Consider the following 17,977-nt stretch of genomic DNA (forward strand, 5'->3'; position numbering starts at 1 on the left):
CTATCTAGTTAGCATTTCTAGGGAGGACTTAAAATGACTGTTGCAGAAGTTGGAAATATCGTAGAATTTTATGATGGCTTAAAAGGTCGAGTTGAAAAAATTAATGACAATTCAGTAATTGTTGATTTAACAATTATGGAGAACTTCGAAGAACTAGACTTGCCAGAAAAAACTGTCATCAATCACAAACGATACACAATCGTTGAACAAGAAGGATAGTTAAAATGAATAGAATTTCTAAGGCACTCATTTGGTTTGTCGTAAGTTTCATCGTTTTCCACATTATTCTTTACATCATGTGGGGCGAGAAACAAGAATATTGGTATCTTTATACGGGCATTATGCTCATTGCTGGGATTAGTTATATCTTTTATCAAAGAGATATAGAATCTAAACGCTTACTCACATCATTAGGTATAGGCATTATCACTGGCATCGTGTTGATTATGATTCAACTCATCATTGCAGCAATTGCTTCCGATATAAAATATGCTGAATTAATAAAAGAGCTAACACGAACAGGTGTCTATTATAAATGGCAAATGTTGGTGACATTAGTCTTTGTTATACCATGTCACGAACTTTACATGAGAACTGTTTTACAAAAGGAATTAATTAAATTAAATGTTCCAAGTTGGTTAAGTATTATAATTACAGCACTATGTTCTGCTTCATTATTTTACTATCTAGATAATTTATGGATTGTTTTCTTTGTATTCATTGTACAAATAGTTTTATCAATAAGTTATTTCTATACACGCAGAATAGCGACAACTGTAGTAGCTCAAATTGTAGCAGTTGTTATATTATTGATATTCAACGTATAAACCTAATTGTAAAATTTACTAATTTAAAAGCTGGGAGATTTTCATATTAAAATGAAATCTCCCAGCTTTTTATATTAGTACTTTAAAAGTTTGTTTTTGCTGGATATTATATTGCTCATCTTTCAAATTTCGTGAAATCAATTCTACCATTGTTATCTTGCCCGTTTCATGAATCACAGCATTTTCTAGATATTGTCTATAATTTCTATAGCAGTAATCTGTCATACTCACACGGTACATATGATCTAAATTAATATTATTTAAATGGACACGTTCAAATGGCGGTGCATTCATATCTATCGAATAGTCTACACCTTGCCAAAATGTACACAGTGTTTCATCAACAATCGTTAAGCTTAACGAACCTCCACTAAATTCAATATGTGCATAACCATATTCTAAAATATCTTTAATTTGTTGTCCTTTTAAAGTTAAATCAATTGGTACATCTGGGTGTGGATAGGCATTATATAACGCCTCATTTGTAATTTGACCAGTAAGTCCCTTCTCACCACTTGTCGGTAAATGCACACATGATATATCGTAATTAAATGCTTGGCGTATGCTATCATGCAATAATTGGGTAAAAGTATGAGGTTTTGTTATAACATCATCCAGTCCTTCGACTTGAGCCTTGATATCTCTATCCGTCAAATTTTCTTTACTCCAATGTTCAACTGTTTTACGATCATAAAAGGTTAAATCCAATAAGTCTTCGTCTTCTTTATATTCATTTAAATCTATAATTTTTGATTCTACATTTTCTAATTCAAATGAATTTGTACGTTTTTTAAAATTGATTTTAACGTGTATTAACTGCTCAGCATTTTGACCAGCTTGCACGTATAATGTTTTATCATTTTTCCCAATAAATGTTTGATGCTGATGTCCAGTAATAAGCAAATCAATAACACCTAAAGTCTGCATGAGTTTTTCTGCCTCATTGACATTTTGTTCGCGCTCGTTTGACGACTTATTAAGTTGATTTAATCCACCGTGATAAATCACAATGAGAAACTCTGGCATCTCGGTTTCATGAATAAATCGAATCCATCTTTTCGATGATAGCAACGTTTTTTCAATACTAACATCATTCTCCATTTCAAAATGTTCTCGTTCCATTAAACCATCTGAAGTCAGTCCAACAATTGCAATTTTGACACCTTCAATTTCTTTAACTGTATATGGCGTTGAAAAGTATGGCTCACGCGTCCTGTTATATTCAATATTAGCAGAAAGCCATGGAAATCTGGAAAGTGACACTGCCCTTGAAAAGAAGGACAAACCAAATTTGAATTCATTTGGACTTATTCCACTCGCATCGTATTGCATTGCATTCATTAATTTAATCATTGGATGTCGTTTATATGGTGCAACGACTGCATAGTAAAATGCTGCCAAAGAACCTGCTAAACTACCACCACTATCTAACAAAATGACATGTTCGTTTTCTTTTCTTTTTGATTTTACATACGTACCAGCTCTATAGATATTAGAACCATTATCTCCATTTAGAAAATAACTATGCATATCTGAAGTTGTGATAACATCTATTGCAATCTTTTCACTTTTATTCATATGCCTCTCTCCTCGTTATTGACAGTTTAACATGTTTTCAAATGACTTCGATACCAATAGCATACTTTCAAATTTTCATCGTATGCTTTATTAAACTTGACGATTAATCATAAAAAAAACACTTAATTAAACCTATTGTTCAATTAAGTGTTTTTCTATATTGATTACTTTAATAACCTTATCCAATTTGGACGCGTTCTTTAGGATAGTGGAATTTATCAGGCTCTCTACGACCACCAATCATTATAATAAAGCTAATTAAGCCTACACGTCCGATAAACATTAAGATCATAAGTGTTACTTTAGACAGATCGTTAAAATCATCAGTTACACCTAAGGATAAACCACATGTACCGAATGCAGACATCACTTCAAAAAAGCCTTGTAAAAATGAAATTTTACCATTTTCAACTACTAATATAAAAATGGTCGCTGAAAATGTTAGTATAGATGCCATCGTAAACACCGCAAATGATCGCTGCACATCCGTTGTATGTATCTCACGATTAAATGCTTTAATAGATAATTTTTCACTATTATTATTAAAGTTTAGTAAGAACAATATTAAAATAGCAAATGTTGTTGTTCTAATACCACCACCAACTGAACTTGGTGATGAACCAATAAACATCAAAATACTCATTATCACATTTGTACCTTCACCAAAATGACTGACATCAATCGTTTGCAACCCAGCACTTCTCGTAGTTGCAGATTGGAATAAAGCATAAAATAGCGATTTGTGCCACGACATATTCTGGAAGGCATGATTATATTCAAATAACAAAATAATGAGAACGCCAAATACAAATAACACTAAATAAGTTGCTGTAGTAATTTTAGCAAATAGTGAAAATCTAAAATTAGGTATTCTATTTTTTATATATGCTTTTACTTCAATTAAGACAGGAAAACCTATCGAACCTAATATAATCAAAAACATAACAATAGTTTGTACAAAATAATCACTTGCATATGGTATCAATGATTGACCAGTTATATCTAATCCACCATTTGTCGTAGCTGATACTGCAACGAAAAAACCTTGCATGATGGCATATTGTAAATCCGAATTATCTCTATAAAAATAAAATGCTAACAGTGCTGCACCAACTACTTCGATAATTAAAATTGTACGTACGATATCCAGTATTAATTTGACTGTTCCACTCATTGTATCCTTATTATTATCCAACATGATTAATTGTCTTTCACGCATACCGATATGTTTGCCAAGTACAACCCAAAGCATTGTTCCAATCGCCATGACGCCAATACCACCAATATTAAGGATAATCATTATTATTATTTGTCCAAAAGTTGTATATGTTTCTACTATATTAATTGGTGATAAGCCGGTTACACTAACACCAGATACAGCAACAAATAACGAATCTACGGGGTCTACTGAGACGCCCGGTTTATGAACATAGGGTAAATTCAACAATAAGAACGCAACGATTATCGCAACAATATAATACATCACAATACCTTGTTGAGGACTTGATTTTTTTAATAATTGATTGAAAATGGACAACGCCTACTCACCTCAACGCTACTTCAATTTAATCTTGATATCTTGTTCTTTACCATCTCTATATAATTTTGCTGGCAATGTATCTAAATCATCTTTATGACTAAAAATAATTTGTCTATATCTTAGATTATCTTCAACTTCTTTACCATCTAATTCTACTATTACATCATTTTTTTGCAACCCAGATTTTTCACCAAGGGAATTTTCTTTCACATCTCCAACCAACACACCTTTATTGACTTCTTTAGGTAAACTAAGTGATTGACGTGCCGCTTCATCCATGTCTTTTACATTTGCAATTTTAATTCCCGTGTTAGGATACTTAACCTCACCTTTAGCTTCAAGCTGTTTCGCAATAGATTCTGCATCGTTAACTGGTATAGCAAATGCAATACCCTCTACGTTATCCATGTCAATTTTTAGAGAGGCAATACCAATTAGTTTCCCATCTCTGTCAATAACACCACCACCTGAGTTACCAGGATTCACCGGCGCATCCATTTGAAATGCGCTCATGAGTACATCATATTGATTGTCTTTGTCTATATCAACTGGCACGTGACGATTCAAGCCAGAAACAATGCCTTCAGAGACACTTCCTTTAAAATCAACACCTAATGGATTTCCTACTACAATAATTGGTTCACCAAGGACTAATGTGCTAGAATCTCCCATTTTAATCGGTTTGATATCATTTCCAGATTTTACTTTAGCTTTAACAACTGCAATATCAGAGTATTTATCTGTCCCTATTACTTTACCAATCGTCGTATCATTATTGCCGTATGTAATTTTCTGTTCCTTTTTTTCACCAACAACGTGTGCATTTGTAATAATAAAAATAGAGTCGCCCACTTTTTTATAGACGACACCTGAACCTAATTCATTTTCTTTTCCTGCTTCTTGTGTTTCTTTCTCTGCAGATGAACGATCATTACTTGTATCATTCTCGACTGTTACAATCGATTGAATCGCATGATTCGCACTTTTCATTGTATCTGTATATGTTTTCTCTTTATGGTTGTCACTACTCTGGAAAATACTGTCTTTCGTATTGCCATTATGATCTACATTATTAAAGATGGCATTAATCAATACAATTAATAATATAACTGCTAATACAATTAATACTTTTGCCCAGTGTTCTACAAAGAAAAACTTAACCCTTTCTACTACGGACTGTTGCTTGTTATCATGATGTTGTTTGGATTTATATTTTGAGCCTATATGATTGTGCACTTTTTCTGAATTATCTTCTTCTATATAATTATTTACTCTTGATTGTTGCGCTTCTTCAGAATAAAAATGATCAGTGTTAGTAGATTCGCTTATATCTGAATCTACTTTTTTTGAAGTTTCACTCTGATCCACGTTAGTATTATCTTTATTTCTAGTTGAAGCCACCGCTTCTTCATTATTAGCTTCATGTGATGACAATACATTTTCTATATCAGTATTGGATTTATTATGTTGAGCATGCCCTTCAGGCTTTTCAAATCTATGGTCTGAAGTGTTGTTACTTCGTTTTTCAGCCATTGCACGTTGTTGTTGAATTTCTTCTTGTGTTAGTTTCTCTATGCGTGCTTTTCTTAAATTTTCTTTTACGCGTTCTTCATTATTTTTTGCTAACTTCTCGGCTTTTTCAGCACGTTGTTTTCGAGCTTGACGTTCCATTTGTACACGTTGTTCCCGTTCTTCATTATGAAAAAATTCACGTCTTTTACGACCATATTTTTCTCTTGGGATTACATGTTTTTTATTGTTCGACACAAAAGCGCCCCCTTATACTACATGATTCTATATTATCTATTATGACATATCATTACGGATTTTTCCGCCTTATTTTAACTCTGTTTATAAATTGTGATTGTCTACTCCAATTTGAATAGCTACATATGTGTGTATAAGTCATCTTTCGAATTATAGTTTTATTCAATTTATTTTTTCTAAAATTAAACGTCTTTTCATCCATGCCTTAGCTTTGATTATAATCACTTTCACTATGAATTTCTAACTTTATCTGACTAATAATACAAATAACTTCTCTTCGCTTATTTTCAACACTTATTTTGTGTGACACTTAACCATAAAAAAAACTGGAAAACACAATGTATTTTCCAGTTTAAATTTACTTTCCTATTTTTTTTCTTCTTTTTTATTTTGACGAACTGATGTCAACCAACCAATTACAACGAGTAGTATCATGACTGTCCAGAAGATAGATTGCCATAAAATGCTGTGTGGGAAGTGTTCAGGTAAGATTAGGATATCTGGGTGGGCTAACACCATGATAACAAGTTTAATTCCTACCCAACCGACAATAGCAAAAGCTGCTCCTTCTAAACCTGGATATTTATTTAATAGGTTAACAAACCATGTTGCCGCAAAACGCATAATAATAACACCTAACATGCCACCTAAGAACATAACTGCAAATTGTCCTAAGTCCATGCCACCAAAATGTATACCTACTGCTGGTAACGTTACCGCTATTGCTAGCGCAGCAAGCATTGAATCTATGGCGAATGCAATATCTGCAAATTCAACTTTCAATACTGTGCCCCAAAATGCTTTAGGACTTGCATGAATCTCTTCTCCATCCTCATCGAAATGATGATTGTCTGTGCCATCATGCGTTTCTTCATCTTTTTCTTTAAAGAAGGTTATCAAATTCCTTATTGACATATAAAGTAGGTAAAGTGCACCGAGTGCTTGTATCCACCAAAAATGTGCAATAATACTGATTAAGAATAAAGAAATAAAACGAAATACAAATGCACCTAACAATCCATAAAACAGTGCTTTTTTACGTTGTTCTGGCGGTAAATGTTTCACCATAACAGCCATTACGACCGCATTGTCTGCGGCAAGTAAACCTTCTAAAAATACAAGTACTAGTAGCACCCATAAATAAGGTAAAATCAAACTTGGATCCATATAGGACAACTCCTTTAGTTTTTTAAGCATAAAAATAGAGACCTAAGCTAAGCTAGTGCATACATAATTTACTATTGCTTTAACCCTGATAATTATGTTAAAAAACAATGTGCAAACAATATTCACTATTAGCAAAGGTCTCACTCGACAGTTGTGTCCTGCCCATTTTACCGGAAGTTTGCTACTTCGTAATGACGATAAAATGACTAAGTTAAAACAATGTATATAGCATATCAGATATCTTAAATTAATAATCCTACTGCGAAACACATACATCATTGTAACTACAGTTAAGTTACTCCCCTCTGACTACTAAGTCATAGGCTATTCTATTAATATAGTCATTATACACAAAAATAAAATTTATAACAATCCATATAATTTAATTTCTGGAAACTTCTCTTCAAACCATCTAGTAGCAAATTCATTTTCAAATAAGAATACGTAATTATCATAAATATCCTTCACTAAAATCGAACGTGATGAACTCATTTTATCTTTAATATCTTCTTCGTTTTCAATCCAACGCGCAATTTTCTGTCCAACTGGTTCCATGATGACATCAACATTATATTCGTTTTTCAAGCGATGTTCGAATACCTCAAACTGTAGTTGGCCAACTGCACCGATAATAATTTGGTTCGTATGCAATGCTTTGTAATATTGAATCGCACCTTCTTGAACCAGCTGTTCAATACCTTTATGGAAATGTTTCTGCTTCATAACATTTTTAGCAGATACTTTCATAAATAATTCAGGTGTAAACTGTGGTAATTCTTGGAAGCTGAATTTCTGGTTACCCCCAACAAGTGTATCACCAATTTGATAATTACCTGTATCATAAAGTCCGATAATATCACCAGCCACAGCATGATTTACAGTTTCTTTATCATCTGCCATAAATGAAGTTGAACGCGTTATTTTTTGCTTTTTGTGTGTACGTTGTAGAGTAACATCCATACCACGCTCAAACGCACCACTTACGACACGCATAAAAGCAATTCTATCTCTATGTTTCGGATCCATATTGGCCTGAATTTTGAAGATGAATCCCGAAAAATCAAGGTCAAATGGACTAACCTCTATGTCTTCATTAGTTTGGCGTGCATTTGGCATTGGTGCATGGTCAACATAAGCGTTCAAGAAGTTTTGAACACCAAAATTTGCTAACGCTGAACCGAAAAATACCGGTGTCAGATCACCACTTAACAGCGCCTCATTATCAAACGTTTCACCTGCTTCTTCAACAAGCATTAATTCTTCAATCGCTTGTGCAAACGCACTGTCGTGTTTCATCGCGTGATCTTCTTCTAATTCATATTCTTCATTTAAATGTAGCACATTTTCTTCATCTCTAAATGGCTCAATTGTATGTGATTCACGATCAATTATTCCAAAGAAATTTTGGCCCATACCTACCGGCCAATTCATAGGATATGTTTCTATCTCTAACGTGGATTCTATTTCATCTAAGAGTTCAAAAGGTTCTTTACCTACTCTATCTAGTTTATTAATAAATGTGAAAATAGGTATACCTCTCATTTTACATACTTTAAACAATTTCAATGTTTGTGGTTCAATACCTTTTGCACAGTCAATCACCATTACTGCACTATCAACTGCCATCAATGTTCTATACGTATCTTCTGAAAAGTCTTCATGGCCTGGTGTGTCCAAGATATTGATTTTATAATGATCATAATCAAATTGCATCACTGAACTCGTAACAGAAATACCACGTTCTTGTTCGACTTTCATCCAGTCACTTGTAGCAAATTTGCCACTCTTTTTTCCTTTAACCGTACCCGCTTCTCTTATCGCACCACCAAATAGTAATAACTTTTCTGTTAATGTAGTCTTACCAGCATCTGGGTGAGATATAATCGCAAAGGTTTTTCTTGATTCCACTTCTTCCTTTATACTCATTTATACTCTCCTTTAACTTTCAAATATCCATTTAACGATGTCATCAGCAATCTGTGATGCTGTTGACTCATCAAGTAACGTAAACAAGTGTATCACAAGTTCCTCATTTGTATCATCTTCATTTAAAGATGATGGTATTTCTAATGACCAATTTATATCAGGGATTGCAATGAGTTTACAATGATTTACGCTATTCTCATAAATATACACATGGCCAGTTATTTCATTAAAACGTATATTTTTAATCTTCATTTGGCCCACCACCGAATTTTTTATATGCTGCCTCAAGACCAATAAAATCATCTCTATGCGGCACCTTGATGTGACCAGGCATGATTTGATAAGGTTCGCGACCTTTTGAAGCTAATACAACTGTATCTCCTGGTTCTGCAATGTCTATAGCATGGCGAATCCCTTCAGCTCTATCATCGAATTCAATATAATTACCATGCGTGGCTCCTTTTGCTAATTCTTGCGTTAATTTCTTAGGATCATCATTTGCAGGATTATCAGGTGTAAAAATAACATAATCTGCACGACACGCGACCCGTCCCATATCTGGCGTCTTAGTCAAATCTCTCTCTCCTGCCATACCACATAAGAAAATCAATTTCTGCTTAGCAAATGGTTTAACTGCATCTATGAGCTTGTCCATACCATCAGCAGTATGCGCATAATCTATTATCAAATCGATAGGCAATGTAGGATCTAGTAATTCTAATCTACCTTCTACCGGCTCTAAATATTCTACAGCGTTGACGATATCATTTAAAGCTACACCTTTACTCCATACTGCAATCATAGCCGCCATAATATTAGAAACATTAAACAAGCCAACATAGGGTGACTTCACCTGAAAGTCACCCACAGGTGTATTAAAAGTAAAATGAACGCCTTGTAATGATTCATTAATATGGCTAGCTGTAAATTGTGCATCATTATTTACGCCATAGGTAAACACTTCAAATGGTGTCACAGATGCAAGATAGTCTGAAAAAGCATCATCATTATTAAGAACGACAAACTTTTCTTGTGATAGATCTTCACCTAATTGGCTAAATAATAATGATTTAGCATGTCCATATGCTTCCATGGTGCCATGAAAATCTAAATGGTCTTGTGTTAAGTTTGAAAAGATTGCAACGTCAAAATCAACGCCACTCAATCTTCCTAATGACAATCCATGGCTGGAAACTTCTAAAGTCATTGCCTCAGCCTTTTTTTCAACGGCTTCATTTATTTTTTTAGTAAGTGAGACTGTTTCTGGAGTTGTGTTTGCGCCTTTTGATTTATCTTCATTTATTTGAAAGCCATTTGTACCTAAATAAGCGCTTCCTTTACCTAATTTTCTATAGATATGATGTATCATCGTCGCAATTGACGTTTTCCCATTTGTTCCAGTCACACCGTATGTTACAAGTTGTTTACTTGGATAGTTAAACAGTGCATTGGCTAATAAACTAGCCACGCGTAACGTGTCTGGTACGATAATTTGAGTTACTTCTCCAGATACTTCTTGTTCTCGATTAACTATTATTACTTCGCATCCTTGATTGACCACATCTTGGCAAAATTTATGACTATCCACCGTATAACCTTTTGACGCAACAAACACACTTCCTTGTTGTGCCGTACGAGAATCGGTAGTTATATCAATGATATCTTTATCCAGTGTTCCAATCACTTGTTTTACTCTTATTTTTTCAAACACCACATTTGCGTCCAACATTTATCGCTCCTTTATTTCCAATAGTTCTATTATACACATTTTCAACAGATTTTATAGAATCTAATGATTTGATATTATTAATTTCTTCCTATTATATATAACCATTTTATACTTTTAAATTCTCTGAATATGAACCTCATGTTATGTAAATGTTAATATTTTCTATATATTTACTTAAATTGTTGTTTTATAGGCGTATCTCTATATTAATAGTGGTATTGTATAGATATACAACAACCTAATTTTATTGTATATTAATTTCCAATACAGTATGTATCATTTCATATCTGATTGTAAAATGATATAATCAACATTAATTGTGTGTTTTTTCTTTCACACACTAAAAAAATGCGTTAAACTTAGCATAACTTAAATATAATCTATTGGAGGGTGGCTTTTAATGGTTACTCAAAATAAAAAAATACTGATAATTACTGGATCGTTTGGTAATGGGCATTTACAAGTTACTCAGAGTGTAGTGAACCAATTCAAAGAAATGAATCTAGACAATTTAACAGTTATTGAACACGATTTATTTTTAGAAGCACACCCTATCCTCACTTCTATTTGTAAAAAATGGTATATTAATAGCTTTAAATACTTTAGAAATATGTATAAAGCTTTTTATTATAGCCAACCAGATCAATTAGATAAATGTTTCTATAAATACTACGGCTTAAATAAATTAATGAATTTACTTTTAAAAGAAAAGCCTGACCTAATTTTACTCACATTCCCTACTCCGGTAATGTCTGTATTAACGCAACAATTTGATATGAATATCCCTATTGCTACAGTTATGACGGATTATCGTATGCAAAAGAACTGGATTACGCCTTTCTCTCAAAGATACTATCTTGCTACTGAAGAATTAAAAGAAGAATTCGCAAGTATCGGTATTCCAAAAGAGCAATTGAAAGTAACAGGTATTCCTATATCAGATAAATTCGAAATGCCTATCGATAAAGCAGACTGGTTAAGCCAAAACCATTTAAATCCTGACAAACCGACCATACTCATGTCTGCAGGCGCTTTCGGTGTTTCTAAAGGCTTTGGTCAGATGATACAAGAAATCTTAAATCGTAGCCCACATGCGCAAGTTGTTATGATATGTGGCAAAAACAAAGAATTAAAACGTTCATTATCATCACAATTTAAAGGTTTTGAAAATGTACTTATTTTAGGTTATACCAAACATATGAATGAATGGATGGCCTCGAGTCAATTAATGATCACTAAACCAGGTGGTATTACTATTTCAGAAGCATTAACACGACAGATTCCAATGATTTTCTTAGATCCTGCACCAGGTCAAGAACTTGAGAATGCAGTTTACTTTGAAGAAAAAGGTTATGGCCGTATTGCCAGTACACCTGAAGCTGCCATTGAACAAGTTGCTACGCTAACGAATACACCGAGCAAATTAGCTTCAATGTCAAAATCTATGGATGCGTCAAGAATTCCATATTCAACTTACAAATTATGTAAAGACTTACTAAACTTACTTAATCATTCATCTCATTATGAAGAAGTATATGGAAAGGTTCCTTTATATGCAAAGCTCTTCGTTAAATAATTACAATTATAATTCAAATAAAAATTTCATAATCATGTTAATCATCTTATTTTTAATGGAATTCGCTAGAGGTATGTATATACTTAGTTATTTAACATTGCTTCCAACAGCTACATCTATTGCGGTAGGTATTACATCTATCGCTATTTCTATACATTTTATTGCTGATGCAACCACTAATTTTGTCATTGGTTTTTTACTTAAGCGGTTAGGAACAAAATTGGTGCTTACCTTGGGCTTCTTGCTTGCCTTTGCAAGTTTATTCTTAGTCATCTGGTTCCCTACGTTACCTATTGTCTTAATAACAAGCGCTACATTACTTGGAATTGCAGTTAGTCCCATTTGGGTGATTATGTTAGCAAGCGTCGATGAAGACAATCGTGGTAAGCAAATGGGTTATGTTTATTTTTCATGGCTCTTAGGTTTACTCGTCGGTATGGTTGGTATGAACGTTATCTTCAAATTCCACCCTACCCAATTTGCATTTTTAATGTCACTTCTTGTATTAATCGCTTGGATACTCTATTACTTTGTAAAAATAAGATTGACGAATTACAATACACGTCCAGTTAAACAACAACTAGGACAAATTGTCAATGTAACCAAACGTCATATGTTATTATTTCCAGGTATATTATTACAAGGAGCTTCAATAACAGCACTTGTCCCAATTTTACCTACATATGCAACTAAAGTTGTTGGTGTATCCACATTAGAATATACAATGGCAATTGTATTCGGTGGTATTGGCTGTGCCTTTTCAATGCTTTTCTTATCTAAAATCATAGATCGTCATGGCACATTATTTATGTATTGGGTTATCTTTGTTGGCTTCGTGTTATATACACTGATGATATTTGCACTTTCACTAATAACAAATATCACAATCGTCTGGGTATTAGCTGTCTTCATCGGTCTTATGTATGGTATCTTGCTACCTGCATGGAATACATTTATGGCTAGTCACATTCACACAGATGAACAAGAAGAAACTTGGGGGGTTTTTAATAGTGTACAAGGTTTCGGCTCAATGATAGGACCTCTTGTCGGTGGGTTGATTACTGAATTTACTAATTCGGTAAATAATACATTTTATTTCTCAGCACTTGTATTCTTATTCCTAGCTATCTTTTATGGTGTTTATTTTGTGAAAGTAAAAGAGAGTACCAAGACATCAAACTAAATTAATAAAATAAAAAAGCGTCACGAACGTATTAGAAAATCATTATCTAATATCACTCGTGACGCTTTTATTAATTCCAAGTATTTATCGTATGTTATGACTAATCACTAAATGGTTAAAACTTAAGCTAAATTATAATTCTCAAGCACTTTCCATTTTTCTTCTTTTTCATCATAATAAACTAGTGAAAGTTGCTCAATTGTTTCTTTGTAATCAATTCCCGCTAGTTTCAATTGACCATAAATATCTTCAAATTCTTGACTTGTCAATCCTTGGGCAATGGTAAAATGAGGCACAAACGTATGATCTGCCACACCATAAAAATCACCACTGTTAAATTGATTAAATAATTTTTCTAAAGTTTCAGTTTTTTCAACTTTAAAATAAATAACATTAGTGATTGGTGCAAAATTTGACGCTTTTGTCGCATGTACATCAATCGTTGGAATGCCTTCGATTTTAGATTTGATTGTCTCTTTAACAGATTCTAAATCTCCATCGTTTATTTTAAATTGCCCCTTAATCGTAATATGCGGCATAATAGACGCATAATGTGCATCATAACGCTTACGATATGCATTCACTTCATCTTGAAATGCTTTTGACGGAATTAATGCTAATCCTAAAATCATTTAAATTCCTCCTTTGTTTAACATAATTTCATTATATCAAATTTCTGAAAAATTCGTTACTCTAAAGTCATTTTAGTTCAAATTATTAAAATGCTATACGATCTACTAAAAAATATTTTAATACATCTTCTAGTAAAGGCTTCCACGACTTCCACATATGCCCACCTTCAAATTCTAAATAATGATAGGTGAAATCACTTTTTTCAATCACACGATTTAATTGTCGATTGGGCGTTAAGAAATCAGCAAACTTACCTGTTGTTGGTAATTTAAAATGTCCCTCTTCTAATCCGACAGCATGCCATATGGATAATTGTTCTTTAAATTGGCATCGCTCAATCAACAATTCAATTGTTTCATCGTGTTGTGGGCTAAGCAAACCAACTTGACTGAAGATGCGAGGATAAGATAATGCTGTCATTAACGCAACACTTCCGGCTAAGCTGTCACCTAATAAGACACGTGCATTCCCTACTTTAAATGTAGGGAATGTTTGATCGATATATGGCAAAATTTCATTTGTCATCGCTTTTACCGTTAAATGTGTGCGTGCACCTTGTGGATGAAATTCTGCACGCCTTTTATCAACATCTTCATAATGGAATCCGACAAAGATTGCTCTTTCCACCTCATTCGCTTCGCGTAACTGTTCATATGTCCTATGTATTCTACCAAAACTGAAAAAATCAGCACCATCAAAACAAAATACAATTTTATACTTAAATAATTCCGTAAAATCTTTCGGCAAATAAATAGACAGTGTTATATCTCTATCTAATATTTGGCTGGGAAAATTAACTTTAGTAATATTACCTGGTTTAAAATCGTCCATAAACAATGCGCCCCCTCGTAGTCTTAATGACATTGTACCAAGAGACGCAACATTTTAAAATATTCTAATATAAATCTTTATAAATGGATTATCCATCTTACTCATCATGTTTTTGTTTTGCTAAACGCTGAGGATAATCTTTCAACCAAAATACAGCATTAGGTAATTTCTTGGGATCAGGTTTATAAATTGCTTTTTTACCAGAACCGAGTTGTTTTTTCTGCAGTTCATAATCTTTTAGTGCTTGAATTGCCGGTTTATGCAATATCCAAATTGCTATGATATTCAGCCATGCCATCATACCGACACCTAAATCACCCATCATCCATGCGATATCTGCCGTTTTCACTGCGCCATAAACTGTCGCTGCTATCAATACAATCCTCGTTATATTAATCCAGAAGAAAGTTGCCCTTCCTGTACCTTTTCGAGTCAAATAAGTAATATTGGTTTCTGCAATATAGTAATACGCTAATATTGTTGTAAATGCAAAGAAAAATAATGCAAATGCAATGAAATACGATCCAAGACCTGAAAATGCAGGGTCAAAGTGATAACTACCACCTTGGAAAGCTTTATCAATACCTGCTTGTGCATACATCGCTGTACCTGAATAGTCTTTATCGCCATTCGACATCTCCACAAAAATACCATTATCCTTAATCATACTAGGTTTACCACTTGAAGTAGTACCACCATCTGTAACATTATAAGTACCTGAAAGTAATATAATTAATGCCGTTGCTGTACATACGAATAATGTATCTACATATACTGAAAATGCTTGGACAAGTCCTTGTTTAGCTGGATGGGAAACTTCTGCTGCTGACGCTGCATGTGGACCTGTCCCTTGCCCCGCTTCGTTTGAATAAAGACCTCGTTTAACACCGATTTCAATCATAGCACCTAATATACCACCAAAGGCAGCTTGCATACCGAAAGCCGATTTAAAAATGAGTCCAATCAATGCAGGTACTTGTTCAATATTCAAGAATATGATAATCACTGCCATCAAAATATACGCGATTGCCATAAATGGTACAATCGCAGTTGCTGCATTTGCTATCCATTTAATACCACCAAAAATAATTAACGCTAAAAGTGCTGCTAAAAATATTGCTATAATCCATGGTTCTAAACTAAATGCATTCTTCATAGAACTAGCAATCGCATTAGACTGAACACCTGGTAATAATAAACCAACGGATATAACTGTCACAATTGCAAAAATCAAGCCATATATTTTACCCAACTTGCCTTTTATGCCATATTCAATATAGAATGCTGGCCCGCCACGGTACTGCCCCTTTTCTTCCCGTTTGTAAATCTGTCCCAGCGTCGATTCTATAAATGCACTACTTGCTCCTAAAAATGCAGTCGCCCACATCCAAAAAACAGCTCCCGGTCCACCAATAAAGATTGCAGTAGATACCCCTACAATATTACCAGTACCTACACGGCCAGCCAGTGATAATGCAATTGCCTGAAAACTTGATATTCCTGTAGGTGATTTTTCCCCTTGAAACATTAACCGAATCATTTCTTTGAAATGCCTAACTTGGAAAAAGCGCATCATTAATGAAAAAAGAATCCCAGTAATTAGCAACCCATAAACTAATGGTTTGCTCCAAACAATATCATAAAACCAAGTAAGTAAACCTTCTAACATAATGTATCCCCCTTGTTGTACCATTATGTAAAATGATATATTTTTTATCATTATACACATATAAAATATTCCGCGCAACGTATTTCTCTAGTTATCATTTTCACAATTTATATATTTAGTTTTATAATTAACACGAAATATTTTAGATGATTTTATGCTTATAAAAAATAATTTCACACTATATAACATAAAATACTGCAGTCTTTCTTTAAAAAACGTAACATTTAAACCTTTTCATTAACCATAGGAATTCTAATTTAATCTTTTGTTCTGTGTTTATTTAAGATATACTAAATAGTACTTAAATATTGAAATCTAGGAGGAAACGTCCTATGCTAAATAAGGTTTGGTTTAGAACAGGTGTTGCACTGTTAATCCTGTTTTTACTAATCAAATTAGTTATGGAAGTTCACACTGTATTTATACCGTTTATAATTATTATTCAATCGGTGCTATTACCATTATTATTAAGTGGCTTCTTATACTATATTTGCTTACCTTTTCAAAAAATACTTGAAAAAAATAAAGTCCCACGCTGGGGAAGCATCTCTATTATCTTTATTGGATTAATTATCATTATCGGGGTTGTCATTGGTTATATTGGACCACTCATTGCCGAACAAATCGAAAATTTAATTCATCAGATTCCAGCGTTGCAACATGAAGTACAACACATCATTAACTTTGCATTAGATCAAATGGAAAGATTACCATCTGATGTAACGGACAGAATTAATAAGATGGTTCAATCTATGAGTGATAGTACTGCAAGTTTATTATCAAACTCATTAAGTTATCTTACTTCATTTATCTCAACACTATTTTTACTTATCATGGTGCCATTCTTCTTGATTTATATGTTGAAAGATCATGAACGCTTTATTCCATTTATCGCTAAATTATTCAAAGGTGATAGAAAAGTATTCATAGTAGATTTATTAAAAGATTTAAATGAAACATTAAAATCTTATATTCAAGGTCAAGTTACAGTAAGTATTATCCTAGGCATCATCTTATATATCGGCTATTCTATTGTCGGTTTAAATTACACATTATTACTTGTAATGTTTGCTTGTGTTGCTAATATGATTCCATTTTTAGGTCCATGGATGGCATTTGCACCAGCAGGTATTATTGGTCTAATCCAAAGTCCAACAATTTTCATTTGGGTATGTATCATTACATTGATTGCACAGCAGTTAGAAGGTAATGTCATTACACCAAACGTTATGGGTAAATCATTAAACATTCACCCACTAACAATTATTGTTGTCATTCTCGCTGCTGGTAATTTAGGTGGTTTCGTACTTATCTTAGTAGCAGTTCCCTTATATGCAGTAATTAAGACCATTGTGCGTAATATCTTCCATAATAGAGAGAAAATTATAGAAAAAGCGAATAGCGATGTAAAAGAATGATTATTTAAAAACATACAAGTACAGCGTATTTGTATCAGAACATGATTAAACCTTAGGCGAAAGATCGCCTAAGGTTTAATCATAATAAAAATCCCCCATATTAACCTGTTTTATTTCATCAGGTCAATGTGGG

15 protein-coding genes are annotated in these 17,977 nt (G+C 33.3%); 5 read left to right on the top strand and 10 right to left on the bottom strand.

Annotated elements, in window-relative coordinates; translation table 11 throughout:
- Positions 1 to 33: 33 nt before the first annotated feature.
- Positions 34 to 219, top strand: coding sequence for a YkvS family protein (locus tag BTJ66_RS06005; RefSeq protein ID WP_002483735.1), 186 nt, complete (start codon positions 34 to 36; stop codon positions 217 to 219).
- 5 nt (positions 220 to 224) lie between these two features.
- Complete coding sequence (locus tag BTJ66_RS06010; protein WP_099090066.1) at positions 225 to 827, top strand: CPBP family glutamic-type intramembrane protease; 603 nt, start codon at positions 225 to 227, stop codon at positions 825 to 827.
- A 69-nt stretch (positions 828 to 896) separates the two neighbouring features.
- On the opposite strand, the gene BTJ66_RS06015 is transcribed toward BTJ66_RS06010, so the two are convergent.
- From BTJ66_RS06015 to BTJ66_RS06045, 7 genes are all read right to left on the bottom strand, one after another.
- Positions 897 to 2,405 (bottom strand): bifunctional metallophosphatase/5'-nucleotidase, encoded by a 1,509-nt coding sequence (locus BTJ66_RS06015; RefSeq protein ID WP_099090067.1) that lies wholly within the window; start codon positions 2,403 to 2,405, stop codon positions 897 to 899.
- Positions 2,406 to 2,583: 178 nt separating this feature from the next.
- Positions 2,584 to 3,942, bottom strand: coding sequence for a TrkH family potassium uptake protein (locus tag BTJ66_RS06020; RefSeq protein WP_099090068.1), 1,359 nt, complete (start codon positions 3,940 to 3,942; stop codon positions 2,584 to 2,586).
- A gap of 18 nt (positions 3,943 to 3,960) precedes the next feature.
- Positions 3,961 to 5,712, bottom strand: a complete 1,752-nt coding sequence (locus BTJ66_RS06025; RefSeq protein WP_099090069.1) for a trypsin-like peptidase domain-containing protein — start codon at positions 5,710 to 5,712, stop codon at positions 3,961 to 3,963.
- A 366-nt stretch (positions 5,713 to 6,078) separates the two neighbouring features.
- Positions 6,079 to 6,879, bottom strand: a complete 801-nt coding sequence (locus tag BTJ66_RS06030) for a TerC family protein (protein ID WP_099090070.1) — start codon at positions 6,877 to 6,879, stop codon at positions 6,079 to 6,081.
- 363 nt (positions 6,880 to 7,242) lie between these two features.
- Positions 7,243 to 8,805 (bottom strand): peptide chain release factor 3, encoded by a 1,563-nt coding sequence (locus tag BTJ66_RS06035; RefSeq protein ID WP_099090071.1) that lies wholly within the window; start codon positions 8,803 to 8,805, stop codon positions 7,243 to 7,245.
- 12 nt (positions 8,806 to 8,817) lie between these two features.
- Positions 8,818 to 9,057, bottom strand: a complete 240-nt coding sequence (locus tag BTJ66_RS06040) for a YueH family protein (RefSeq protein WP_099090072.1) — start codon at positions 9,055 to 9,057, stop codon at positions 8,818 to 8,820.
- Complete coding sequence (locus BTJ66_RS06045; protein ID WP_099090138.1) at positions 9,047 to 10,531, bottom strand: UDP-N-acetylmuramoyl-L-alanyl-D-glutamate--L-lysine ligase; 1,485 nt, start codon at positions 10,529 to 10,531, stop codon at positions 9,047 to 9,049. Before BTJ66_RS06045 ends, BTJ66_RS06040 begins: the two co-directional genes overlap by 11 nt.
- Before the next feature lie 403 nt (positions 10,532 to 10,934).
- Between BTJ66_RS06045 and BTJ66_RS06050 the strand changes: the two genes are divergently transcribed.
- Both BTJ66_RS06050 and ltaA read left to right on the top strand, forming a co-directional pair.
- Positions 10,935 to 12,110: a diglucosyl diacylglycerol synthase gene (locus tag BTJ66_RS06050; protein WP_099090073.1), complete on the top strand. Its 1,176-nt coding sequence runs from the start codon at positions 10,935 to 10,937 to the stop codon at positions 12,108 to 12,110.
- Complete coding sequence (gene ltaA, locus BTJ66_RS06055) at positions 12,088 to 13,293, top strand: lipoteichoic acid biosynthesis MFS flippase LtaA (RefSeq protein ID WP_193433018.1); 1,206 nt, start codon at positions 12,088 to 12,090, stop codon at positions 13,291 to 13,293. Before BTJ66_RS06050 ends, ltaA begins: the two co-directional genes overlap by 23 nt.
- A gap of 122 nt (positions 13,294 to 13,415) precedes the next feature.
- Here the strand turns inward: ltaA and BTJ66_RS06060 are convergent, their stop codons facing one another.
- The 3 genes from BTJ66_RS06060 to BTJ66_RS06070 form a co-directional block, all read right to left on the bottom strand.
- The gene (locus tag BTJ66_RS06060) at positions 13,416 to 13,925 is read right to left on the bottom strand and encodes a YjcG family protein (RefSeq protein ID WP_099090075.1); all 510 of its coding nucleotides are present in this window, start codon (positions 13,923 to 13,925) and stop codon (positions 13,416 to 13,418) included.
- Between the two features lie 85 nt (positions 13,926 to 14,010).
- On the bottom strand, positions 14,011 to 14,757 hold the full coding sequence (locus tag BTJ66_RS06065; RefSeq protein WP_099090076.1) for an esterase family protein: 747 nt from the start codon (positions 14,755 to 14,757) through the stop codon (positions 14,011 to 14,013).
- A gap of 97 nt (positions 14,758 to 14,854) precedes the next feature.
- Entirely contained in the window at positions 14,855 to 16,426 is a 1,572-nt protein-coding gene (locus BTJ66_RS06070) for an alanine/glycine:cation symporter family protein (protein WP_099090077.1), read from the bottom strand.
- A 332-nt stretch (positions 16,427 to 16,758) separates the two neighbouring features.
- On the opposite strand from BTJ66_RS06070, the gene cozEa reads away from it, so the two are divergent.
- Positions 16,759 to 17,844, top strand: coding sequence for a lipoteichoic acid biosynthesis protein CozEa (gene cozEa, locus BTJ66_RS06075; RefSeq protein ID WP_099090078.1), 1,086 nt, complete (start codon positions 16,759 to 16,761; stop codon positions 17,842 to 17,844).
- Positions 17,845 to 17,977: the final 133 nt, after the last annotated feature.

It is taken from the genome of Staphylococcus edaphicus (assembly GCF_002614725.1).
In the GTDB taxonomy this organism is placed as follows: Bacteria; Bacillota; Bacilli; order Staphylococcales; family Staphylococcaceae; genus Staphylococcus; species Staphylococcus edaphicus.